The organism is Streptomyces sp. 2A115 (genome assembly GCF_052245575.1).
GTDB lineage: Bacteria > Actinomycetota > Actinomycetes > Streptomycetales > Streptomycetaceae > Streptomyces.
In genome coordinates this window covers 1-22,957 of sequence record NZ_JBQQCG010000024.1, presented here as the reverse complement: position 1 = coordinate 22,957, position 22,957 = coordinate 1, and the positions used below count along the sequence as shown (strand labels likewise).

The window sequence follows — 22,957 nt, the reverse complement described above, 5'->3', positions numbered from 1 at the left end:
CCTCGGCCCCAGGTCGCGCCCGCGCGGTAGGGCGCGACGTTAACCACTCGCGGTGTGCATGGTCCGCGACATGTTGAATCGCCCCGCCGCTGAGCACGCTGAGTTGCAGGACCTGAGTGCCCGACTCGAGGTCAAGGCCGCCCGCCGGAAGTGGAACCCCTCCCTGCACCCGCGGGACAGCAAGGGGCGGTTTATCGAGACGGGTGGAACCGTCAGGTTGTGGGGCGGCAAGCTCGCGCGCGTCGTCCGCGCGCTCCCCAACGACCGCATCCTCGTCCAGGACCAGACAGCCCCGAACGAGTTCAACGGCCGCAGGCACACCACCAGTGCCAAGTGGGTGTCCATGGTCACCCGCCCGGACGGCACCGCGCCGACCGACAACGAGAACAAGGTCCAGGAGGAGGACGAGAAGCGGCATACGGACCCGCGCCGCGGCAACGGCGTGGCCCGGGACGACGACGGCGACCCCGACACCCCGAACGACCCCCATGACGTCGACGACCGCGGCCGCCCCATCGGCGACGACGACCCCGTCGGTCCGCGCGAGAACGACGACCAGGACGAGCCCGCGGACGGCAAGCTGCCCGTCAACGTCCAGGCGCTGCCCAACCGGCCTCACAGTCCCTCCCGATTCCGGGACACCGCGGCCGTCCGCCAGCACTTCCTCGACCTCGCCGACCGGCCAGGCCAGAAGCCGGAGATGGCACAGTTCCTGCGGTCCGTCGCGGGCGACGACGACCACCTTGCGACCACGCACGACGGCCGCCTGATCGCCCTTCGCGATGACTCGACCGGCCGCTGGTACCTGACCGCGACTGGCACCGGGCAGCGCATGAACACGGCCAGCGACTTCGCCACCCCGGAAGAAGCCCACGACTTCGCGCGGCAGCTCAACCTCAACACCGGCGGCTCCGCCATGAGCAACGGCGGCTTTGACTTCTCCAACCCGGACCTCGACGAAACCGCCAGCACCTGGCGCTCCGCCCAGGGCGAGAACATCCAGGCTGCCATCAAGCGGACCCGCCAGGAGTTCGACGCTGCCCGGCCCGCCCCGCCCGCCAACAGCAACACCGCGGCGACGGTCAGCCGTGAGGAGCTGCGCCCCGGCGACCGCATCAAGGTCACCGTGAGCGCCAGCGACATCGAATGGCCAGCGAGCACCCGGGATCAGGACAAGCCGGAGACGGTCACCCTCGAGGGCACCCTCGCCCCCACCTACGACGGGGACAGGACCAAGTGGGCGCCCCTGCTGGACGCCACCTTGACCTCCCCGGACGGCACGGCGATGACATCCGGCGACAGCGTGCGCATGAGGCGGATGCCGAACCAGGTTGCAGTGTCTGGGCACACCGACGGACACATTCCTGAGAAGGTCCGCGCCGACCGCGTCCGTGTCGGCGACGTCGTCGCGGGCGGAGAGTTCGGCCACGTCATTACGGGCGTACGCCGTTACCCGGGGGGCCGCACCTTCACCACCCGCCATCTCGGCGGCCGCCGTGAGGTCCACCAGTTCGGTGCGGACACCGGCGACACGATGAACGTCATCCCGAGGGCGCGCCGCCGCCCGGAGGACGTGCAGCGCGATACCCCGAACATGCAGCAGCACCCCAACAGTGGCGACGCCAAGCGCGCGGCCGAGGCCATCCTCAAGGACTGGGCCGCAGTCAACGAGTTCACCGAGAAGCAGTGGCCGGACGGTGCGCCCAAGGAGTTCCGCGCCCTCGTCCAGCACATGCAGAACGTCACGGACGACCCCAAGGGCGCCGAGGGATACCGGCGGAACGGCGAGGCCATGCGCGGTGCCCTCACCGCCCTCGACGAGCTGGACACCGACGGCCTGGACGACGGCATGCAGCGCGCGCTACACCGCCTCGAGGAGCACCTGGACGACAACGCCGACCGATTCACGGCTGACGCCCGAGCGATCCAAGAGAACAAGCGCAAGCGGGCAGCTCGCGAGCCTGCCCCTGAACCGCTGCAACACGACTGGGACAACCCCGAGAACCTCGTCACCCTGACGATGCCGGAGGCCCTCGCCGACTTCCTGAACGTCGAAGAGACCGCGGCCATGGAGGACCCGGACACCCGGAAGGCCCTCACCGAGGCCACCAGGAACCGTAACGGCAGCCTCAAGGTGACCGCCCCGGTCGAAACGCACCGCGCTCTCCTCGAGTGGGCGTGGACCCTGGCGGGCGGCGAAGGAGTGGACTCCGACCCGAAGGAGATCCGCGCCCACAAGGCTTACACCAAGCGCGTCGACGAGGCTGAGGCCAAGCTGCGGGCCAAGCGCGAGGAGGGGCAAGCCAACGCCCCGACCGCGGATGCTCCCGACGCCGCCAGTGGCGACACGGACCAGTCGTCGTCAGCCGACGCCCCGGGTGGGGTCATCTTGAGCCCTGACGAGGTCAACGCGCCCGCGGCGGCCGCTCGTGCCGCCAAGGCCCCGTCCGGGATGGAAGACGGCGAGATCCGCGACGAGATCGTCTCCCTGATGGAGCGGGAGATGGCCAACGGCGGTGAGCTGTCTGGAGTCGACCGCACTCGTCTGCGGGTCCTCGAGGCGGAGGAAGCCCGCCGGGCCGGCCGGAAGCCGAAGGAGGAGCCGAAGCCCAAGGCGCCCGTGGAGGAGCCGGGCGGCCTGTTCGATGTCGGCCAGGACGAGCCGCAGCCGATGTTCGCCGACCCGGACAACCCGCTGGACCGGCCGGACGACGAGTTCGGCACCCCGGACATGTTCGCGGCCGCCGAGGGCCGCGACACGAGCAAGCTGCGCCCCATGCAGACCCGTGCGCCTCAGGACTTTGAGGAGGGGGACCGGTTCGTCGACGCCGAGGGCCGCACGCACACGGTCGCGAAGCCACCGGTCCGTACCGGCCGCGGCCGCGTTCGCATCGTCACCGAAGACGGCCGTGAGTACTTCCTCAACCCGGACAACGAACTGCGCGTACTGCACTCGGACGAAGACGCTCCGGAAGTACCGGAGATGACCGCGCCGGAGGCCAACACCCCGGAAGGCGACAACCCGTCCACGGACGCTCCGGACATCGAGACCCCGGATGCCGACGCCCCGGAGGCTGACACCACGGCACCGGACACCGACGCCCCTGACAGCGAAGACGCCCCGGCGCCGACCGACCCCCCTGCCGACGAGACGGACGCAGCCGACAACGCCACGGCGCCCGATGCGCCGATCCGGGACACGTCACCGGCAGACATGACCGACGAGGACATCGAGGCCGAGCTCGAGGAGCTGCAGGCGTGGCAGAACCGACACGTCGCGAGCACCGGGGAAGGCCCGCGCGTTCAGGGCAACGCCATGCTCGCACTCTCGCCTGTCGGTAACCGCCGGGGCCACCTGTGGGCGGAACAGCGCAAGCGTGAGGCCGCCCGACAGGACCGGGAGAAGCGGGAGAAGGAGAAGCAGGAACGGGCCGAAGCGCTCGCGCGGGCCGAGATCGGCAAGCGCAACGATGACGGCTCGTATCCGGTGACCGTCGACGGCGAAGAAGCCGGCACCGTCCGCCAGCTCGGTAGGAAGTGGCTGTTCCAGAGGGTCAACGAACCTTCTGGTCCGCTGGAGCATTCCAGCCGCGCGGCTGCGGTGGCCGCGCTCGTCCGCAACATTGACGTTCGCCGCGAGATGGACGAGGCACGCTCCCGCGATGCGGCACGGCGCACCGAGCAGGAGGCACGAGCTGCGGCCGCCGCCCAGCCCGTCCACGGGCCCGCCTACTCGGACGAACTCCGTGCCCGCATGGCCGACATCGGCGACGACATCGCCACCCTCCAGCGCAGGGAAGGTCTCCAGGACCCCGAGCGGATTCAGCGGCTGCAGGACCTCATCCAGCGCGTCAGCCGGGGCGAGACGGACGATCTGCAGCACGACCTTCGCCAGATCCGTGACGAGGCCGCGTGGCTGGAAAGCCAGTTCACCGACCCGAACGTGGATCTGCCGTACGAGACCCGTAGGGCCAAGTCGTGGGCCACCGCAGCCCGCATGAAGGCCGAGCGGGACCTTCGCCATCCGGACTTCCAGCAGGGCACACCTGACGAACCGACCCCTGCCGTCCACGAATGGGCCGACGACCTGGGGGACGACGTCTGGCTGGACAAGCCGAAGAAGGGTGCAGGCCCCCGCAACATCTACGTCGACGGCCGGATTGAGGGCCTCCTCGGAAGGGACAAGCCGAAGGGTCGTTACTACTGGTGGAGGCCGGGCGGTCAGACGAGCGAGGGCCGATACGACACCCCCGAGGATGCGGCCCGTGGTTTCGCCCAGGAGATGCGGGATGGCGGCCTGCCGAGCCTGAGCGGCCCCCGTGACGACGACGCGAACCGCCCGCAGCAAGGCGACAGCGACGACCGGGCCAGCCGCGCGCAGGACCTGTTCGGCGAGGGCATGAACGCCGTGGGCGGCGACTCGCTGCCGGAGATGCAGGAGCTCGACGACCGTCTCGACCGCGCCGACTCTGCTGAGGACCGGGATGCGGAGCTCCGCGACATCGCCGACCGCCTGGACACACTCGCCGAGCAGTACGAGCTCGCAGGCCCGCAGGGGGAGCTCGCAGCCGACCGGTTCCGTCGTGCTGCGCGCATTGCCCGCGGTGAGCAGGACGACCGCGGCGAACGCCGCGGCGACGACGAAGGCCAGGACGACGACGGCCAGAACGACACGAGCAGCACCCCGGAGAGCGAGGACGACGAGCAGCAGAGCGGCCAGGACGACGACCAGGCCCGGAACGACGAGGACGAGCAGCGCCAGGACGACGAGGAGGAGAGCCGGCAGCGCCGCGACGCTGACCCCGACGGAGGAGCGGCCGACCCTGACGGTGGGAGTGCGGGCACGCCCGACTCCCCGGACGGCGGCGACGGCGACGGCCCGGAGAACGAGGACGACGACCAGGACGCCCCGGAGGGCGAGGACGACGAGGAGCGCCGCCGGCGTCGTCGCCGCCGTAACCGTGGAGGCGGCAACGGCGGCCCCGGCGGGCCCGGCCTGCCACACCTGAATCTGCCCGACTTCAGCGTTCCGGACGCGACCGAGGACGGTGAGGGTGACCGCGGCCGCTCCCGGCATCGTGACGTCGACTCTCTGCGGAACGCCTGGCGGAACGGCGAGGGACTCACCTCGGACGAGGACACCCCCGAGCGGCGCGCCCTCTTGGCCGACCTGGCGGACCGGGAAGGCCTTGCACTGTCGCCCGAGGGCGGCCTGGCGACGTACCCGGAGCCGCAGAGCGACGGCACCACCGTGTGGCGCTTCGCCCAGGCCCGCAACGGCACGAACCTGCCCGGCATCACCCTGACCTCCGACGATCCCGAAGAGGCGCGGGCACTCGCCAGCAGGTTCGAGGAGATCACCGACGGCAACGGCGACCCCTTCGACTGGCACCAGCCGTGGGGCCCCGCGAGCGTCGCCGCATGGCGCGACGGGGAAGGCCGCAACCTTCCCCAGGCGCTCCGTGCGGTGCAGGACGACTACGAGCAGGAGCGCTCTGGCGCCTTCACCCTGCCCGAGAACCTCACCACCCTGAGCGACCCGGAGCTCGAGGCCGCTGCCCTGCAGGGCCTGGGCCCGGAAGACACCATGCGCGTCATGGCGGAGATGGACCGCCGCGACGGCTACGTCGACGAGCGGATCCGCGCTGCGGTGCCGGAAACGCCGCCGGCGAACGCCGACGAGGCGGAGCGCGAGGGCCGCCTCATGGACGAGGCTCTCGGCTTCGGCGACACCGACGTCACGGTGCCCGCCCCGGCCACCCCCGGACGGATGCGCCGCGAGTTCGACGCCCTCGATGAGGAGCGCTTCCAGGCCGCCATGGAGGCCGCTGGTGGGCGCATGCTCAGCCCGGACGCCGAGGCCCAGGGCATCGACCCGCGGGCCGTGTTCTCCGGCGGGAAATACAGCAACAAGCGCGCGAAGGAACTGGCCTCCCCTGAGCTGAACTTCTGGATGTTCGGCGACGACACCAACGCCGGTAACGGCCGGCTCACGTACCCGCAGTACCGGCAGCGAGAGACCGACCGGGCCCTTCGCGCTGAGTTCGCCGACTGGGACGAGGCCCGCTACCGGCAGGCCGTCGACTTCTCGAACGGCTACTTCTTCAAGCGCGAGTACAAGTACGGCTTTACCGACTTCGACGAGCGAGAGCTGTTCTCCGGCGGCAGCCTGACGGCCAACGACCGGTGGCGCCAGTACGCCAGTGAGGAGCTGCAGGAATGGCTCGACACTCATGGCGGCCGCCAGACCTTCGCGCAGTTCAAGCAGTCCCGCCGTAACGACGACCGCGCAGAACGGCACGCGCACGAGGAAGAGGAGCGCCGCGCAGCCAAGGAGCCGACGGAGCCGACGACCGTCACGGCCGACGACGTCACCCCTGCCCCGCCGGCCTCGATGGAAGGCGAGAGCGACGAGGACGCCGCATTCCGATACGGCGGTCGTGACCGGCTGCAGGAGTACGCCGACATGGCCGAGCTCCGTCCGGACGAGGCTTCCAAGGGCGAGTCCGTGTGGCTGAACGGGCAGCGGATCGGCACCATCACCAACCTGAACGCGTCGCACCCCGAGCGCGGACCCAGGTGGACGGCCCGACCGTTCTTCGGGATAGACGACTCACGCAACAGCCGTACCCAGTCTCGTGACACGGCCGTCGCCAACCTGGTCACCCTCGCTCTCCAGGGCGGCCCTGCCGACCCGGCGAACGGCAGCACGGACGTGTGGGACAGCGTGACCTGGCGTCTCGCGAACCTACGGCACGCGATGCCGGAACTCCCGGAGCCCCTCCGCAACAACTCGGAGGCGAACGAGCGGTACGCCCGCCTGTCCGCCCTCGTCGACGCCTTCCGTGACCAGCGCTCACTCAGCGGGAACCTCCGCGACGACCTGGCGCAGGCTCACGACGACTTCACGTGGCTGCACGACGCCGTCGGCCGCAACAAGCGGAACACCAGCGAGCAGCGTGAGGCCCTGTCCGACCTGAGCAGCCGCGCCTTCTGGGCAGGCGCGTTCCGTGACGCCCTCGGCGGCCCGGACAGCGACCTGGAGCGGCCGCGCGCCGACGAGCCGCAGGGCGACGGCGAAGCTCCGTCTCCCGCCGCACCCGTCCCGGACGGGCCCGTGAACACCCCGGAGGACATCCCCCGTCCGCCGGCGGAGCCCGAGCCGGAGCCGGACCCGGAACCGATCGGCGGGCAGCCCGCGCACTGGGCCCGTGTCGAGGACCTGGTGCCCGGCGACATGGTCCGCATGAACGGCACCACCAAGGGCGGCCGCCCCGTCCAGCGTGCTGGGTATGTCCACACCACGCCCGAGCTCGTGGACGTCACCCGCCGCGGCCGCACCGACCAGATGTGGCGCACCTGGGTCACGGAGAACCCGGACGGCACCGGCGCGTCCGGGAACATCTACACGTCCGTCAACGCCACCGCGGCCCGCGCGGAAGCGCCGGACGACGTCGTGCCCGGGTCTCCGGCCAGTGGCGCCCAGGCCGCGCTCCGCTCCGGGGACCTGCCCAACCAGATTCCGGCGGACCGCAACGGCCAAGGGGTGTTCCCTGGCAGCACCGTCACCGGAACCGGCGACCGCGAGGGCACTGTCACAGGCGCCACCGACACCACCGTCTCGGTGCACTGGTCCGACGGCAACGACGACACCGCGCTCGCCCCGACCACGGTCACCGTCACCGACGGACAGCGCCCCGACGGCTGGACCGCCGACGGGCACCGCGTGACCACACAGGACGTCGTCAGCGACACAGACGGAGCCCTCCTCGGCCCCGTCGATGCCGTCGACGGCGACACCGTCACCATCACCACGGCCGACGGCACCATCACCCGTAGCGCCGGAGACCTCAACGTCACCGGCGAGGTACGCGACGAGGCCCCTGCCACTGCCCCGGTAACCGGCATCGACGAGCCTGCGGCCGCGGACCTCAAGGACGGCGACGTCGTGGTCCTGGACCTCGACGGCCACCTCGCCACCGTCGCGATCACCAGCCCGCCCAGCCGGGACGGAGATCGCGTCACCCTGCAGTACGCCGACACCACCACCGGCGAGATAGGAGAGATCGACGTCGATGCCCGCGCGGTCCTCCCGCGCGCCCAAGGCCCGGACGGAGGCGCCCCGGACCTCGGCCCGGACGACGCCCCCGAGCCGGACGACGACCTGACCGTTCACCAGACCCCCCACACGGTGGACCCGGTGACCGGCCCGACCATCGACCCGGACCTCGACTCGAGCGACCGGAACGTCATCGGCGACCACGCCGATGGCCCGGACGACGACCCCGACGCCCACCAGGCCGCCGTACGGATCACCACAGACCTGCCCGTCACCCCGGAGCAGGCCGCGGCCCTCGCCACGCAACTGCGCGCGGCCGCGGACCCGTCGACACCCGAGGGCCGCGCCGCACTGCGCGCCGCGGACCACCTCGACCACGCCGCCGGCCGTAACCCGCCCGCAGGCCTCGACCGGCCCCGTCCGTCGAACGCCGCTCAGACCGGCGAGGGCGACCTGGTGGCCATGCCCGACGAGCGCCATGGCGACCAGGTGCGCATCTTCCGCGTCATCGACGCCGAGGACGGCCCCGGAGGGCTGCGCAGCTTCCTCCTGGAGGACGAGAACCAGCAGTGGCGCCGCCGAGTCGTCCACGGGGCCATGCCCGTGTGGCAGCTCCCCGAAGCCGAGCCGGACCCCGTCACCCCGCCCGACGCCGACGACACCACCCCGACCCCGGACGCATCCACCCCGGACGCTTCGGGAACCCCGAGCGCTCCGGCCGCGCCCAGCACGCCGGACCCCTCACCCACCCCGGACGAGCCCCCGCTTCCCGTGGCTCGGGACACGCCGGGAAATCTGCGCGCCGGCGACGTCATCGACGCGCCCGTCAGCCGGACCGGCTACCAGTTCAACGGCCACCGGAGGCTGACCATCATCAGCGAGCCGCAGCGCAACGGCTGGTGGATGCAGCTCACCGGTGTCGACGAGGACGGCAACGTCCACGACTTCGGTCTGCACAGCGGCCGCGCCGTGAACATCTACGACCGGAACCGGCCCACCCCGGCCCTGCCGCCGACCGGCACGCCCCGCGACCCCAACCAGGTGACGCAGGCCGACGTCGACCGGATCGTCAGCGACCACGCCCGCAGCATCGCGGCGCGCATCATCGACGAGGCCGTCGCGGGCACGGAGCCGCCCAGCGACATCCACGCCCTGCGCGAGCAGATCGCCCAGCGCCTCACCGCCGAGGCCCTGCGCGACGCCCGCCAGTCCGTCCGCAGGGACGGGGCTGCAGCGCTCGACGCCGCGGGCATCACCGGTCGGGACCGGGCGGCCGCCCAGCGCCGCCTTCGCAACACCCGCGACCAGGCCCACACCGACACCGTGCGGGCAGCCCTGCGCACCATCAACGACCTCGAGCCCTTGGAAGGCGAGAGCGAAGAGGACCTGGCGGCCCGCGCGCGGGACCTGCTGCGCCTCATCCCGGACCAGGTCGCGGGCCGACCGTCGACCGACCCCGACGCCGACCCGGACGTCACCCGGGCAGTCACGGGGCACGCGGACGACGCGGTGAACGCGCTCCTGCAGCAGCTCCAGGCCGCGGGCGTGGACCCGGGCGACGCCGAGCGAATCGCCCGCATCCTCACCCAGCAGATGGCCGGGTCCCGGCAGGCAACCGCCCGCCGGATCGCGGCCCGGGTCGCCGCGGCCAATCCGGACGCCGGCCGACAGCCGGGACTCCTCGCCCGGATCGTCGCTCTCCTGATCCGCATGGCCAAGCGCCTCGCGGAGCTCGTGAAGGCAGGCGCCCGGAAGATCGCCGAGAAGTACCGGAGCTCGCGCGAACGCCTGCGCCGCCTGCGGGCCTTCCTAGGCCGCATGGTGCGCCGTGTCCGGCAGTGGCCGGAGTCCCGCCGCCTGGCGCGCCTACACCGCGCAGTGAACCTGCCCGACGCGGACGGCGACTCGCTGGCCGCACGGATCTCCCACTGGGCTGGCCTCATGCCGGAGCCGGGGCGGTTCGGGCAGTCGCAGCGCCGTGTCACCTTCTGGCGTCCCACGACGTGGCGACAGCTCGCCGCGGGTCGGCTCCCGGACCGGTCGGACCGCATCCAGTGGACGCCGGACCGGGCGGCCGACGGCGGCCCCGGCCTGACGACCCTGCGCCACATGGCGGCCCTGCGGGCGGCCGGCAGCGACGTCGACCAAGACGTGACCCGTCGTCTGTCCGCCGCCCTGGGCGACGACTTCGGCGACGACCCGCACGCCACACTGCAGCACCTCGACGACTACGTGGCCACCAGCGAGCGGCGACTGGTCAGCCTCCAGGGAGCCCGCAGCGGCGCGACGATCCCGGACGACCCGGACCTCGAGGTCGAGATCATGGCGGCCCGCACCGAGCTGTCGACTGCCCGCCAGGAGTACGCCGACATGCGCACTCGGTACGCCGACGCGGTGCCCTTCGCAGTTGCCGCGGCCCTGGCCGACATCCGCGACATGGGCCCCGAGGGCAACAACGCGATCGTGTTCGGCCCCGACACCGACCCGGACGCCGAGCGGGCCGTACGGGGCGTTCAGCGCTTCATCCCGCGGTCGTGGCTCAGCACCCCCGAGGTACGCCGCGTGACAGCCGTGAACGGCGACCAGGGCCGCTACGAGCCCGACGCGCAGCGGATCACGGTCGCTGACCTTGCCGACGAGGGACTGGGCACCGCCGGACACGCTCTGGCGCAACACTTCGCCCGGCACCTTGGCGACCTGGACGCCGCACAGCGCGCGTTCTGGTTCAGCAGGACGCACACCGGCCGGCCCGGCGCCCGCCGGATGCGGCTGAGCGCCCTGGACCGGCTCCTGCGGCGGCAGCAGACGCAACCGGAGACCGGTGACAGTCTCGCGCGGTCCGTGCAGGCGATGTTCAGCGGCGATTGGTACCAGGACGACGACTTGCGTGCGTTCCTCCTGGGCCTGATGGCCACCAGGTAAGGAGGCAGGCAGTGTTCACCGTCACCGGAGCGTTCGACGACGGTGCGACCTACACAGTGCAGATCACCGGGCGGGCCGACCGCCCGGTGATCGGGTCGTACCGGGCCGCGGCCCTTGTGGAGCTCCACCAGGGCGAGACCATCGCCCTGTCACCGACCGGACCCATGAAGGCCGTTGCCGGTGACGACGACGCGTCCGTCCTCGCGGTGCTCCGCGAGTACACCAACGTCGTCGAGGAGAGCGGAGCCGTACCAAGACAGGCACGCGTGCCAGAGAGCTGATCCGGGCCACTTGCCCAATTGGGCAAGAATGATCTTGGTCATGTGGAGTGCAACGGTGGCGGCGACACAAGGCACCCCGCATGCGCATCCTCCGCCCGTGACCAGATACGGATTCGCCATCAAGGCTCTCCCCCAGGGCGGCAAGCCTTTCGGGGAGGAAGACGACGAGAACGAGGAGACCGCGGGCACCGAAGAGGCTCCGCTCGGCGAGGCCGGCCCCGGCGTCTCCAACCCCGAACTGTCCGAGGACGAGGAGGACCTGCCCGAAGATCCGACGGCGGCCCCGGCCGCCCCCGAGGAGGACCCCGCCGCACCAGCAGAGGACCCCGCGGCGCCACCGGCGCCGGACGTCCCAGCGGAGGGCGAGAGCGTCGGCGAAGACCCCAGCGCCGCCCCGGAACAGCCCGACGACGACTCCCGCCCCTGGGCAGGGGACGAGTACAACGAGGGCGACGAGACCGACCCCGACGGCCCCGACGCCTGGTGCGCCTACGCCGGCAGCGGCGGCGAACAGGCTTGGCTCGACAAGGCCCCGGACGGCACACTGACCGGATGGGTACGGGACAGCGACGGCCAGGTGTGGCGCTACACCGACCCAGACGCATGGTCGACCGACGTTGACGGCGCGCAGATGACGCAGACGCACCACAACGGCGAGGACCGAGCGAACGCGGCAGGAGGAGCGGCCCCAAGCGGCCCACCCCAGGCCAGCGACCGCGGCGTCCAAGACCCAATGTTCGCGGGCCAGTAAGGAGATCCGACCGTGCCAATCCAGCTCGACCGTCAGACCTTCCAGGACCGGCTCAACGAGGGCAAGGCCGCGTTCACCAACGGTGACCCCTCCGACGCCTGCCCGTACAACATGTACGGCAGCAGCGTTGAGGAGCGGTTCGGATACCGCTACTGGACCAAGGGGTGGTCCATGGCCCGCTCCGAGGCTGAGACGCAGCCCAAACAGACCGCAGAGGTCAGCGCAGGACAGTAGCTCTACGAGAACGGCACGGTGCCCGGCGGCCCACTGTCCACCGCCGGAGGTTCCCCGCCGTGCCGACCGCTGCTCCACCCACCAGACCCGCACGTCCCAGCACCACCCAGCGAGGCACCAGCCGGGCAATCTATGCCGTCACCGGCGTGGTCGACGAGGTCAACGACCTCATCATGCCCGGCGCCTTCGCCCGCACCCTGGCCACACGGCCCGTCAAGACCGTGTGGCACCACGGGTGGAAAGACCCCGTCGGCGTCGTCCTCGAGGTCGAGGAGTGGCTCCCCGGAGACCGCCGATTCGCTGACATCCCCGGCTGGCCGCCCGAGGCCGGCGCCCTGGTCGCCACCGTGCTCTACAACCTGCGCACCCGCCAGGGCCGCGACGCCTACGAGCAGGTCAAGCAGTGGCATGAGCACCAGCAGGCCGCGTTCTCCATCGGCTACCGCGTGGCCGAATCCAACGCGAGCCTCCGCGGCGACGGCGTGCGCGTCATCCACCACCTGGACCTCTTCGAGGTCTCGCCCGTCCTGCACGGCGCGCACCCCCTGACGCGCAGCCTGGAAGTGAAGTCCGCAACCGGTGGGCACGACGGTCTCGAGTACAAGTCCACGCCCTCCCACGTCGAGATCGACGTCGTCACGACCCCGAAGGACGACACCATCAAGGTCGCGGGCCTGGTGGTGAAGGCCGCCGACACCGGCCGCGTACTCATGATCCAGCGCGCACTCGACGACGACGACCCCGCAGCGGGAACGTGGGAGATCCCCGGCGGGCACCGCGAAAACGGCGAGGACCCCCTCACGGCCGCGCTGCGCGAGTGGGAAGAGGAGACCGGCTCGACCCTGCCCGGCACGGCCAGCGTCGTCGGCTCCTGGACCGCCACGAACGGCATATACCGCGGCTACGTCGCCGTGGTCCCGACCGAGGACTCCGTGCCGATCAACGCGCCCCACGACGACCGCCGCGTCGCCAACCCAGACGACCCCAAGGGCGACGCGACCGAAGTCACCGCCTGGTGGCCGATCACCGCACTGCCCGACATGACGCTCCTGCGGCCGGAGTGCCGCGAGACCCCGTGGGCGCTCCTGGCCGGCGCCGCCCTCCCGCACGCCCCAGCTCCGAAGACCACGCCCCAGGCCAAGGAATTCACCGAAGGAGTCATGTCCCGCTACCAGGCCCTCGGGAGCGACGAGAAGAAGTCCGCGCACGCCGCAGTGAAGGCCGCCCGCGCCCTGCCGCGCATCGAGCACAAGTCAGCCCGCTCCATGGTCGCCGAGGCCAAGAGCAGAATCCCCGCCCCGCTGGAGGCCCCCGTGATGTCACCCAAGCCGCTGCCCGAGTCGCAGGAACAGTTCCGCGCCCGCCTCGCCGACACCGTCCGCGAGCTCCTCGACCAAGACGGCGGCACCTGGACGTGCATCGAGGGCACCTACCCGGACCGCGTCATCGTCTCCGTACACAGCGAGGACGAGCGGCGCAGCAATCACTACGCCATCCCGTACACGGTCACGGCTGGTGAGATCACGCTCGACAAGCCGCAGCCCGTGGAGCTCGCCACCATCGTCGTGCCAGAGGGCACCGCGGCCCGTACCGCCACCGAGGACGAGGACGTCGACGCCCGCGTCGTACAGCCCACCGTCGGAGCACTCGCCGACGCCACCGCCCGCGTCAGCAGCAGCACCGCCGGCCCCGAGCAGCTCGGGGACGTCCGCGACAGGGTCCGGGAGCTGATCGCCGCACTGTCCACCAAGGGCCTCGACGTCTACGAGGAGCAGGCCCCGGCCGCGAACCGGCCGACGGGCGGAACTCCCGGACTGGACCTGTGGGACGAAGACACCTTCGGCGACGAGGACACCGACCCCGTAGGCGACGAAGACGAGGACGAAGAGGACGCCGAACCGGCCGCGGAGCCGGAGGAAACCGTCCGCCTGGACCCCGACGAGGTGAAGGCCGCACTCGCCCTGATGCGGAGCTGAGTTACACCCACGCGCCCGCACACTCCGCACGGACCCCACAGACAAGCCGACAACAAAACAGCAGGTCAAACCCCATGCGCTGCCCGCTCTTGACGTCCCGAGCGGGCAGCACGCGACGTTAACACCCCTCTCCCCTTTCCATTCCGCCTCGCGTTGAGGCGTCCCGGTGCTGGCCGGGCGAGCGACGCACGTCAACCGCACCCAGCACAGGGAGAGCACCCCAAATGCCCACCGCACGTATCGAGGAACTGCAGAAGGCGCTCCAGCTCAAGTCCTCCGAAGCCGAGCGCATCAGCCAGACCTTCAAGGTCGAGGACGGCGGCCAGTTCGTCGTCTCCACCGACCAGGCGAAGGCCTTCCGCAAGGTCTCCGGCGAGGCGCAGGAGATCAAGGCCCTCATCGACGCCGAGCAGAGCAACCTCGAGATCAAGCAGTACCTCGAGGCCCCGGAGTCGGCGCCGGCCGCGGCCAGCCACTACGGCCAGCGCCCCATGGGCGTCGAGGAGAAGTCCCTCGGTGACCTGTTCGTCGAGTCCGGTTCCTTCCAGAGCGCCACGTCGCAGCAGTTCCGTGACAAGCCGTACATCCGCGCCGACATCGAGGGAAAGTCCATCTTTTCCATGTCGGCGGGCTCCGTGACCCACCAGGTCCTCGGCTCCGCGCAGAACCTGGGCATCGCTGAGCGCCCGTTCCGGAAGTTCCACATTCGGGATCTGTTCCCGAAGTCCACGACCAAGAACGCTGTCCTGTACGGCGCGCGAGAGACCGGCTGGACGAACGCGGCCCGCCAGGTCAAGGAGCGGTACGCGGCGGACGGCGTCTCGCCGGCCACCGGCGCCGACTCCGACACCTGGGGCCGCGCGCCGCGGTCGAAGCTCACGCTGACCCCGGTGATGTACCCGGTCGCAGAGGTCGCGCACCTCCTCGACGCGCACAAGAACATCCTGAGCGACGAACCGCGCCTCAAGACGTTCATCAACACCCGCATGGTGGAGGGCGTCAAGTACGCCGAGGACTGGGACCTCCTGCACAGCGTCGGCGACGGCCAGTCCCTCACCGGCATCTACAACACGCCGGGCGTCCAGCAGTACCAGGGGCTCCCGACCGACCAGTACAGCGTCCAGATTCGGCGCAGCATCACGAAGGCGTTGCTCGCCGAGTACGACCCGACCGGCATCGTCCTGTCGCCCACGATGTGGGAGCACGTCGAGGTCGAGGAGGACAAGAACGGCGCCTTCCGAGTCGCCATCGCCGTCGCCATCGGCGCCGAGAAGAAGGTGTGGCGCCTCAATGTCGTCGAGACGACCGCGATGGCTGACACCGACTTCCTCATCGGTGCGTTCGGGCTCGGCGCACAGCTCCACGACCGAGAGAACGTCTCCGTCACCGTCTCCTCGGAGAACGCCGAGAACTATGAGAAGGGCTTGATCACGTTCAGGGCCGACGAGCGCCTGGCGCTCGAGGTCCCGCGCCCTGAGTCGTTCGTCATCGGCTCCTGGACCCAGCCGACCGGCTGATCCATGCCGGAGTGAGGGGGTGCACCCGGGCGCCGGGTGCACCCCCTCCCACGTACCACCATCAAGACGACGGAGGACGCTCGGTGATCGAGAAACAACCCATAGGCCTCGCCCAGGAGCTGGACGCCCTCACGGGCGCCCCCGCAGCTCACCGGGGCCCCCGCTGCAGCGTTGGTGCCCTCCTGGAAGCCGCAGATGCCGACGTGGCCGCGTCACTCCGCGCGGCGCTGGACACGACCAACGTCTCCGCTACGGCCATCGCCGAGACGCTCAGCCGCTACGGCGACGCCGTGACCGCCTACACCGTCAACCGACACCGCGGGAAGCCCAACGGATGCCGGTGCGAGTGATGACCCTGAACAACGAGCTGCAGGCGCTCCTCGAGCCTGTCTCCGACGGCCAGAGCCAGGCCACCCAGGCGGAGCGCGTCTATCCGGCCGCACCCCGCGGCTGGGAGTCCGGTGTGCGTTTCGAGCCGGGCGGCACCATGGTCGTCACCGCCCCGCCCGCCGACAAGCCGCCCGCGGGAGAGGCCGACTGGCGCGAGCGCGTCGAGGCGATGGGCCTTGCCATTCCCGACGGCTTCCGCGTCCGCCTCGTGGAGGCCAAGCATGATCCGGCCGCATGGCACCGCGACAACCAGGGCGACGACGCCGTCACCCGCGCCGTGTGGCGCTGCCGGTACGTCATCGAGCCGGCCGCCCCCGCGTGGCTGTCCGCCGGTGACGTCGACACTCTCGTACGGGACGCGATGCGTCGCCGTCGAAAGCCCCGCCCGGCTTTCGACACTGCGGAGCGCGCCCTGGTCGTGGTGTACGCCGATGCCCAGGCCGGGAAGGTGGGCCGAGACGGAGGCACCCCGGAGCTCATCGCCCGGGTCGCCGACCGGTTCGACAGGCTGGATGACCACATCCGTGACCTCAAGGCCGTAGGCCGCGGTCCGTCCGTCGCCTACTGGGCCGACGCCGGAGACTGTGTCGAAGGGTTCGAGAACACGGCGCAGCAGGCGTTCACGAACGACCTGACCTTGACCGAGATGGTCCGTGTCCACCGGCGCATCACCTTCGAGGGCCTGGACCGCCTCGCCGGGAAGTTCGGCCGCGTCGTCGCCGCGACCTGCGGCAGCAACCACGGCCGTGTGCGCCGCGGGAAGGACGCCGTGGGCCCGCCCGTCGACGACTGGGGCATCGAGGTCATGTCCCAGATCGCCGACGCCTACGCCCGCAACCAGGACGCCTACGGACACGTCTCGTTCGTGATGCCGGAGCGGTGGCGGGACACCGTGTCGCTCGACGTCGCCGGGAAGATCGTGGGCCTGTCCCACGGCCACCAGTACCCGCGGCCGGACAAGGCCGGCGACTGGTGGCGGGGGCAGACCTTCGGCCGCCAGCCCGTGGCCGATGCCGACATCCTCATCACAGGCCACTTCCACCACTTCCGGGCACAGCAGATGGGTAACGGCCGACTGTGGATTCAGGCCCCGACCCTGGACAACGGCAGCGACTGGTACGCCGTCCGCTCCGGCGAAGTCTCGTCCTCGGGCCTGTTGGTGTTCAGCGTCGGCCCGGACGGCTGGGACGACCTGCGGATCCTCTGAACGCGACGCAAGCAGTGCCGGAACCCCACGGTCCCCGGCATGACTGACAAGAAGCCACGGTGGCTACTCACCCAGAACACAGACATGCGCAGGCAGGGGATCTACAACTGGTCGATCCCGGCGTGGGCCGGGACCCTGCCCGACGGCCGGAACTACAACACATGCCCCTCGGCAGGCATCTGCGCCCCGCTCTGCTACGCACGACAGGGCGCCTACCGATTCCCGGGCGTCAAGGCCCGGCACGAGGCGAACCTGATGATGGTGCTGGACGATCTGCCCGGCTGGGAAGCGCAGATGACCGCCGAGCTCCAGCACAAGCGGTACCAAGACCGCTGGGTTCGCTGCCACGACGCCGGTGACTTCTTTTCTCGGCCGTACACCGATGCCTGGATGCGTGTGATGAGGGCCGCGCCAGGCGTCCGCTTTTACGCGTACACCAAGAGCGTTTCTCTGTTCCGTGAGGCCGTCGAACCGGACCCGCCGGAGAACTTCAAGTGGGTGTACTCGCTCGGCGGCCGCGAGGACCACCTGGTCGACGTGACCATCGAGCGGCACGTCGACATCTTCCCCGACGAGGAGTCCCTCGCCGAGGCCGGATACGCCTCCCGCGGCACGGCCTCGGAGGGGTGCCTGGTGTCCGTGCTGGGCCCGCAGAAGGTCGGCATCGCCGCGAACAACATCAAGCACCTCAAGAAGAAGCAGGGCCCCCACCGGTGGAGTGACCTGCAGCGCGCCCAGGACGAGCGCCGCCGCGGCCCCGGCAAGCAGTTCGAGAGCGGACGGCCGTAGTCGTCACGGGGCACACCATGATCGTTCTTGCCCAATTGGGCAAGCGTCACCCGGCACCGGATCCGTGCCGGACGGCATCAAGATCATTCTTGCCCAATTGGGCAAGTGCCCCCTTCTCCCGGTAGCGCGCGACTCAAGCCGGCCCCGCACTCCATTCTTCGCCGGCCACCGACCCCAGAAGGGACCAACCTCCATGCTGCACAGAGAAGACGGGACGCTGATCAAGAGGTCGGCGTTCCCCGCGTCCGCTGTCCCGGACGTCCCCATGCGGATCACCGAGGACGTGTACGAGTCGAAGCCCTACGGGCCCGGCGACGGGCGCGCCGAAGGCTCCCGCCGACACCTGCTCTACCAGGCCGGAACCATCGTTCCCCAGTCCGAGATCGATCGACTCTTCGCCCCGGCGGCGACCGTCGCGACCGTGAGCCCGGCCACCGGCCCGGCCGCGGGCGGGACCACCGTCACCATCAAGGGCACCCGCCTCGCCGGCGTCACCGCGGTGACTTTCGGCGCCACCCCGGGCACCGAGCTCAAGGTCGTGTCCGCAACCGAGCTGCGGGTCAAGACCCCCGCAGGTACGGCCGGTGCGAAGGACGTCGTCGTCGCGGCCGACTCCGGCAACGTCACGAAGACCGGCGGCTTCACCTACGCCTGATCCACCTGACCCGGGCGGCCCCTGCGCACCAACCAGGGGCCGCCCGGGTCACTGCGCTCCCACCCGCTCGAGGTAGGGCGCGACACAAGCAACGTCCGGTGTGCAGGGTGCGCGCCGTCCGGACAAGAACCCCCGAGAGGGAGCCACTCATGGCAGGCACCACCCGTACCCGTAAGACCGCGGCCGCGAAGCCCGCGGAGGCCTCCGACGCCACCACCGAGGCCGCGGAGTCGGCCAGCATCGCGGCGGCGGACGAGTCCGCGCCCGCTGGAGACGCCAACACCACGGCGGCCGCCGACGAGACGGCCCCCACCGTGGAGGAGACAGCCCCGGCCGACAGCGCCGCGAAGGCACCCGAAGCCGCACCGCTCGAGCCCCCGGCCGTACAGGAGCCCCCGGCGGCACCCGCGGCGCCCGTGTACGCCACCCCCACCGAGGTCATCCCCGACGAGGAGAACCTCGCCGAGGTCATCATCGACGACGCCACGAAGCAGCCCCCGGCCGACGTCGACTCCGTGTTCGTCCCGCTCACCGAGTACGGCTCCGTCCTCGTCTGCACTGTGCGCCTGGTCGAGAAGACGTTCCTCGGGCCGCACCGAAACCCGGTGCACCGACTCCTGCAGCCTGCGGGCGCCCACGTCTCCGAGGGCGTCGCCGCGCGCATCAGGGGCCGGTTGCAGGACCAGGCCGCGCGGATCGCCGCCCAGGCCGAGAAGTAAGGAGCCCGGGGTGTACGACTACCAGCCCATGTACGGCGGGGCGCACTACGACCCCGAACCGGCAGGGGGACAGGTCACCAGCGTGTCCCTCTACGGCGGCCCGGACCGCACCACCTTCGTGGCGGGCGCCGGACCGGCCGCCCGGATGCGCGCCGGCGTCTACCGGTTCGCGCTCCCGGATGTGCCTCCCGGCCGCTACTGGGCGACTGTCACCTTCACCCCGAGCGAGGGAGCCCAGCCCGTCAAGGACGAGTCCGTACGCCTGGACTTGCCCCTCGGGCTGGGCCTCGTCACCTCCCCCGAAGCGGTCGCCAAGGAACTCGGCGTCCCGCTCCCTCTCACAGCGGAGCAGCGCGACGACCTGCTCACCGCCATCCGCAAGGCACAGTCCGACGTCGTCGGATACCTGGGTCAGCCCGTCATCCCCCAGCTCGTCACCCGCACCGCCCTGACACCCCACGGGGGCCGGGACGACCGACTCGAGGACCCCGCCTCGTGGCCGTTCGACGTCGACGACCTGGTCCAGGTCTCCGCCTACCGCGGCCGCGGAGATGGCACCTACGACGTCGACTTCCTCGTCGGCTTCAACGGCGCCGCCAACGACCCCGTCGTCCGGTACGTCACCACCCACGCCGCGGAGTCCGAACGCCTCCGCCCTGGTGGCGTCGGCTCCCAGGGCCGCCGTGTGTCCTCCGTCAGCGCGGAGGGACAGTCGATCTCCTACGAGTCGGCCCCGACTACCGGCCAGGCCGGCGCGCTGCCCGAGCTCAGCAGCCTCTCCCGCTGGAAGCGCCGCCTGTTCCAGCCCCTCAACCGGCCCGCACGCCCGCCGTGGCCGTACTCCTCCACTCGCGGACGCCGCTGACGAAGGGAGCTGCCGACCATGGCCGTCGTGCTGCCGAACGCCGTACTCACGGTGTACGCGCTCGCCCACCCCTGGGCGCGCGACGCCAACGGCGTGCCCGTACCGCCGAACCCGAACCAGAAGCCGGCCCCGCGCGGCACCTGGCCCGGGTCGGTCCTCGAGCAGCCCGACGGCTCATGGTCAGTACGGCTCGACCCGCAGGCCTGGCCGGTCCAGGAGGGCGACACCATCTCCGACGAGACCGGCCGGTCCTGGACGCTGTCGAGCACCCGCGAACACGCGGTCCCCGGCGTGCCTGATGTCGACTACGTCCAGGCCACCGCCACGCTCAACCCGCCCGAGGCGCCGTGATGGCCGATGCGAAGTTCACGCCCGCGCAGGGCCTGGAGGCGCAGCTCGCCCGCATGCTGGCCCCCGCAGTGCAGCGCATCGCCCACCAGGTCGAGATCGAGGCGAAGCGCTTGGCACCGCCCACCAAGCGATGGGTGACCATGGGCGACGACAAGGTCCGCCCCACCCACGTCTCCGCCAACGGGCAGGAAGTCCCCGGCAATCTCCGGTTCGCGATCGACTCCATGCGCTGGGACATGGTGCACCGCGGCGTCGGCCCCACGACGTACATGCTCGAGCCGCTCGATGAGACCTCCCGAGCCGTCGCCAACCTCAAGAACTGCCGCTGCCGCGCGCACAAGGACCCGGAGGGCATCGCCCGCCACATCAACACCGGTCAGCCGGTCGTCGCCGGGAAGCGGGTCACGGTCACCGTCTCCGTCCAAGCCCCCATGGTCGTCGAGGCCGAGGTGGGAACCGTCTACCCGGGCAACCTGCGCGCCGACGGCACACACTTCATGTCCCGCGCGGCCGCCATCGTCGCCGCCCGCCGCTGACGACGCGACACAAGCGGCCCGCGCCCGCACAGTGCGCGCCATGGCTACGAACTCCACCCCCAAGAAGCCCGCCGCGGACGCCGCGGCGGAGGAATCCGTCGAGGCCGTCACCGAGACCGCCCCGCCCCGCCCCGCCCGCACGGCGGCCGCCGACCCGGACGTCGTCGGCCCCGCCCTGCCCGCCGGCGTCGACCCGGTCACCGTCACTCTGGCGCACCACCACACCATCGACGGCACCGACTACCCGCCGGGCGCCAAGCTCCTCGTCTCCCCGGACTACGCCCAACGCCTGCACGGCCAGGGCTACGCCACCCAGGTCTGATGAGCGAGCTGACCCTGGCGGACGCGGATCCGGTCTCTGCGATCCTCGCCTGGCTACAGGAACACCCGGAGGTCGCCGACGCGCTCGGCGGCCCCGGCCGTGTGTCCGGGATCGAAGAGGCGCCCTGGCCGCACCTGCGCATCGACCACGGCCCCGGCGGCGACCTGGCGGACCTGCGCTGGAGGATCGCACCGGAGGTGACCCTCGAGGCGTACGGCGACCCGGGCGGATGGCCGGGCAAGGCCGAACTGCGGAAGATCCTGCTGCGCTGCGCCAAGGCCGCACAGGACCTCGTGGAGGCGCCCCACGTTCCCGGCCGGCCGGTCATCAGCGGCATCAAGCCGTCCGGGCTGCTGGTGTGGAGCCCCCTCGTCGACGGCCAACCCAGGTGGGTCATGAACCTCTCCGTCACCCTGCATCCGTGACGACGCGACGTTAACCACCCCCGCTCTCCAAGGTGTCCGCGCCCCACCACCGGACACCAAGGAGAAGGCCGCCATGGCTGGCGAGACCACGAACAACAACGAGATTCTCATCCCTCAGCTCAGCCGCATGTGGCTGGCCCCGGTCGGGACCGTCGCCCCGGCCGACGCCACGGTGGCCATGCCCGAAGGCTGGTACACAGTCGGCCTGTTCACCGAGGACTCCCTCAAGTTCAACTCTGAGCCGAACTTCGAGCAGGTCCGTTCCGCCCAGTCCTCCTACCCCACCCGCACGTTCCAGACGACCGACGCGGCAACCGTCGAGGTGGACCTGCAGCAGTGGTCCGTCCGCAACTTCAAGGCGGTGTACGGCGGCGGCAGTATCACGGCCATCACCCCGGCCGCGGGAGGCGGAAAGCACTTCCGGTTCGCCCCGCCCCGGATCGGAGGCCGCACCGAGATCGCCGGGTGCATCGAGGTCATCGACGGCGGCAAGCACTACCGCTACGTGATCCCCCGCACGATGCAGATGGAGGGCGTTTCCAAGGAACTCGCCAAGACCAAGGAGAGCGTCCTGCCGCTGCGCCTGGCCGTCCAGGGCGGGGATGACACGGATGCCTGGTACGTGCTGACGGACGACCCGGCGTTCCAGCCTCCGACGCCGACGATCGCCACCATCACGCCGTCGGGCGGCCCGGCCGCGGGCGGCACCGCCGTGACGATCACCGGCACCGATCTCGGCAGTGTCACCGCCGTGAACTTCGGGAGCACGGCCGGCACCGGTCTGATCCTCAAGAACGACACGGAGCTGTCCGTCATCAGCCCGGTCGGGACGACCGGCGCGAAGGACGTCGTCGTCGTCTCCGCGGGCGGCAACGTCACCAAGACCGGCGGCTTCACCTACGCGTGACCCAGGCCTGCGGCCGAACCCCTCCGCCCCGACGAAGACAGGGAGGTCCCC

Annotated in this window: 17 protein-coding genes; all 17 read left to right on the top strand. The window is 71.1% G+C overall.

Features of this window, described 5'->3' with window-relative positions:
* Window positions 1-70: 70 nt before the first annotated feature.
* Complete coding sequence (locus tag ACTWQR_RS21845; protein WP_443228798.1) at window positions 71-10,981, top strand: hypothetical protein; 10,911 nt, start codon at window positions 71-73, stop codon at window positions 10,979-10,981.
* Window positions 10,982-10,992: 11 nt separating this feature from the next.
* A complete protein-coding gene (locus ACTWQR_RS21840; RefSeq protein ID WP_443228797.1) occupies window positions 10,993-11,262 on the top strand; it encodes a hypothetical protein in 270 nt (89 codons plus the stop codon).
* A gap of 97 nt (window positions 11,263-11,359) precedes the next feature.
* Window positions 11,360-12,013, top strand: coding sequence for a hypothetical protein (locus ACTWQR_RS21835; protein WP_443228796.1), 654 nt, complete (start codon window positions 11,360-11,362; stop codon window positions 12,011-12,013).
* Window positions 12,014-12,025: 12 nt separating this feature from the next.
* Entirely contained in the window at window positions 12,026-12,247 is a 222-nt protein-coding gene (locus tag ACTWQR_RS21830; RefSeq protein ID WP_443228795.1) for a hypothetical protein, read from the top strand.
* 59 nt (window positions 12,248-12,306) lie between these two features.
* Complete coding sequence (locus ACTWQR_RS21825) at window positions 12,307-14,223, top strand: NUDIX domain-containing protein (RefSeq protein ID WP_443228794.1); 1,917 nt, start codon at window positions 12,307-12,309, stop codon at window positions 14,221-14,223.
* Window positions 14,224-14,447: 224 nt separating this feature from the next.
* Window positions 14,448-15,740: a phage major capsid protein gene (locus ACTWQR_RS21820; protein WP_443228793.1), complete on the top strand. Its 1,293-nt coding sequence runs from the start codon at window positions 14,448-14,450 to the stop codon at window positions 15,738-15,740.
* Window positions 15,741-15,823: 83 nt separating this feature from the next.
* Window positions 15,824-16,090 (top strand): hypothetical protein, encoded by a 267-nt coding sequence (locus ACTWQR_RS21815; RefSeq protein WP_443228792.1) that lies wholly within the window; start codon window positions 15,824-15,826, stop codon window positions 16,088-16,090.
* Window positions 16,090-17,337 carry a hypothetical protein gene (locus ACTWQR_RS21810; protein WP_443228791.1) on the top strand — a complete coding sequence of 416 codons (1,248 nt, stop codon included), beginning with the start codon at window positions 16,090-16,092 and terminating at the stop codon, window positions 17,335-17,337. Before ACTWQR_RS21815 ends, ACTWQR_RS21810 begins: the two co-directional genes overlap by 1 nt.
* Before the next feature lie 39 nt (window positions 17,338-17,376).
* Window positions 17,377-18,126, top strand: a complete 750-nt coding sequence (locus tag ACTWQR_RS21805; protein ID WP_443228790.1) for a GP88 family protein — start codon at window positions 17,377-17,379, stop codon at window positions 18,124-18,126.
* 193 nt (window positions 18,127-18,319) lie between these two features.
* Window positions 18,320-18,781 (top strand): IPT/TIG domain-containing protein, encoded by a 462-nt coding sequence (locus ACTWQR_RS21800; protein WP_443228789.1) that lies wholly within the window; start codon window positions 18,320-18,322, stop codon window positions 18,779-18,781.
* 149 nt (window positions 18,782-18,930) lie between these two features.
* Window positions 18,931-19,500: a hypothetical protein gene (locus ACTWQR_RS21795; RefSeq protein ID WP_443228788.1), complete on the top strand. Its 570-nt coding sequence runs from the start codon at window positions 18,931-18,933 to the stop codon at window positions 19,498-19,500.
* Between the two features lie 10 nt (window positions 19,501-19,510).
* Window positions 19,511-20,365: a hypothetical protein gene (locus ACTWQR_RS21790; RefSeq protein ID WP_443228787.1), complete on the top strand. Its 855-nt coding sequence runs from the start codon at window positions 19,511-19,513 to the stop codon at window positions 20,363-20,365.
* Window positions 20,366-20,383: 18 nt separating this feature from the next.
* Window positions 20,384-20,716, top strand: coding sequence for a hypothetical protein (locus tag ACTWQR_RS21785; protein ID WP_443228786.1), 333 nt, complete (start codon window positions 20,384-20,386; stop codon window positions 20,714-20,716).
* Window positions 20,716-21,252 carry a hypothetical protein gene (locus ACTWQR_RS21780; protein ID WP_443228785.1) on the top strand — a complete coding sequence of 179 codons (537 nt, stop codon included), beginning with the start codon at window positions 20,716-20,718 and terminating at the stop codon, window positions 21,250-21,252. The genes ACTWQR_RS21785 and ACTWQR_RS21780 overlap by 1 nt, the downstream gene beginning before the upstream one ends.
* A gap of 40 nt (window positions 21,253-21,292) precedes the next feature.
* Window positions 21,293-21,574: a DUF7210 family protein gene (locus ACTWQR_RS21775; protein ID WP_443228784.1), complete on the top strand. Its 282-nt coding sequence runs from the start codon at window positions 21,293-21,295 to the stop codon at window positions 21,572-21,574.
* Window positions 21,574-21,999, top strand: a complete 426-nt coding sequence (locus ACTWQR_RS21770) for a hypothetical protein (RefSeq protein WP_443228783.1) — start codon at window positions 21,574-21,576, stop codon at window positions 21,997-21,999. The genes ACTWQR_RS21775 and ACTWQR_RS21770 overlap by 1 nt, the downstream gene beginning before the upstream one ends.
* Window positions 22,000-22,072: 73 nt before the next feature.
* On the top strand, window positions 22,073-22,906 hold the full coding sequence (locus ACTWQR_RS21765; protein WP_443228782.1) for an IPT/TIG domain-containing protein: 834 nt from the start codon (window positions 22,073-22,075) through the stop codon (window positions 22,904-22,906).
* Window positions 22,907-22,957: the final 51 nt, after the last annotated feature.

Excerpts from the sequence above, each read along its gene's own strand:
- ACTWQR_RS21845 (WP_443228798.1), top strand. The coding sequence starts at position 71 with ATGTTGAATCGCCCCGCCGCTGAGCACGCTGAGTTGCAGGACCTGAGT.
- ACTWQR_RS21820 (WP_443228793.1), top strand. The coding sequence starts at position 14,448 with ATGCCCACCGCACGTATCGAGGAACTGCAGAAGGCGCTCCAGCTCAAG.
- ACTWQR_RS21810 (WP_443228791.1), top strand. The coding sequence starts at position 16,090 with ATGACCCTGAACAACGAGCTGCAGGCGCTCCTCGAGCCTGTCTCCGAC.
- ACTWQR_RS21805 (WP_443228790.1), top strand. The coding sequence starts at position 17,377 with ATGACTGACAAGAAGCCACGGTGGCTACTCACCCAGAACACAGACATG.
- ACTWQR_RS21800 (WP_443228789.1), top strand. The coding sequence starts at position 18,320 with ATGCTGCACAGAGAAGACGGGACGCTGATCAAGAGGTCGGCGTTCCCC.
- ACTWQR_RS21795 (WP_443228788.1), top strand. The coding sequence starts at position 18,931 with ATGGCAGGCACCACCCGTACCCGTAAGACCGCGGCCGCGAAGCCCGCG.
- ACTWQR_RS21785 (WP_443228786.1), top strand. The coding sequence starts at position 20,384 with ATGGCCGTCGTGCTGCCGAACGCCGTACTCACGGTGTACGCGCTCGCC.
- ACTWQR_RS21780 (WP_443228785.1), top strand. The coding sequence starts at position 20,716 with ATGGCCGATGCGAAGTTCACGCCCGCGCAGGGCCTGGAGGCGCAGCTC.
- ACTWQR_RS21775 (WP_443228784.1), top strand. The coding sequence starts at position 21,293 with ATGGCTACGAACTCCACCCCCAAGAAGCCCGCCGCGGACGCCGCGGCG.
- ACTWQR_RS21770 (WP_443228783.1), top strand. The coding sequence starts at position 21,574 with ATGAGCGAGCTGACCCTGGCGGACGCGGATCCGGTCTCTGCGATCCTC.
- ACTWQR_RS21765 (WP_443228782.1), top strand. The coding sequence starts at position 22,073 with ATGGCTGGCGAGACCACGAACAACAACGAGATTCTCATCCCTCAGCTC.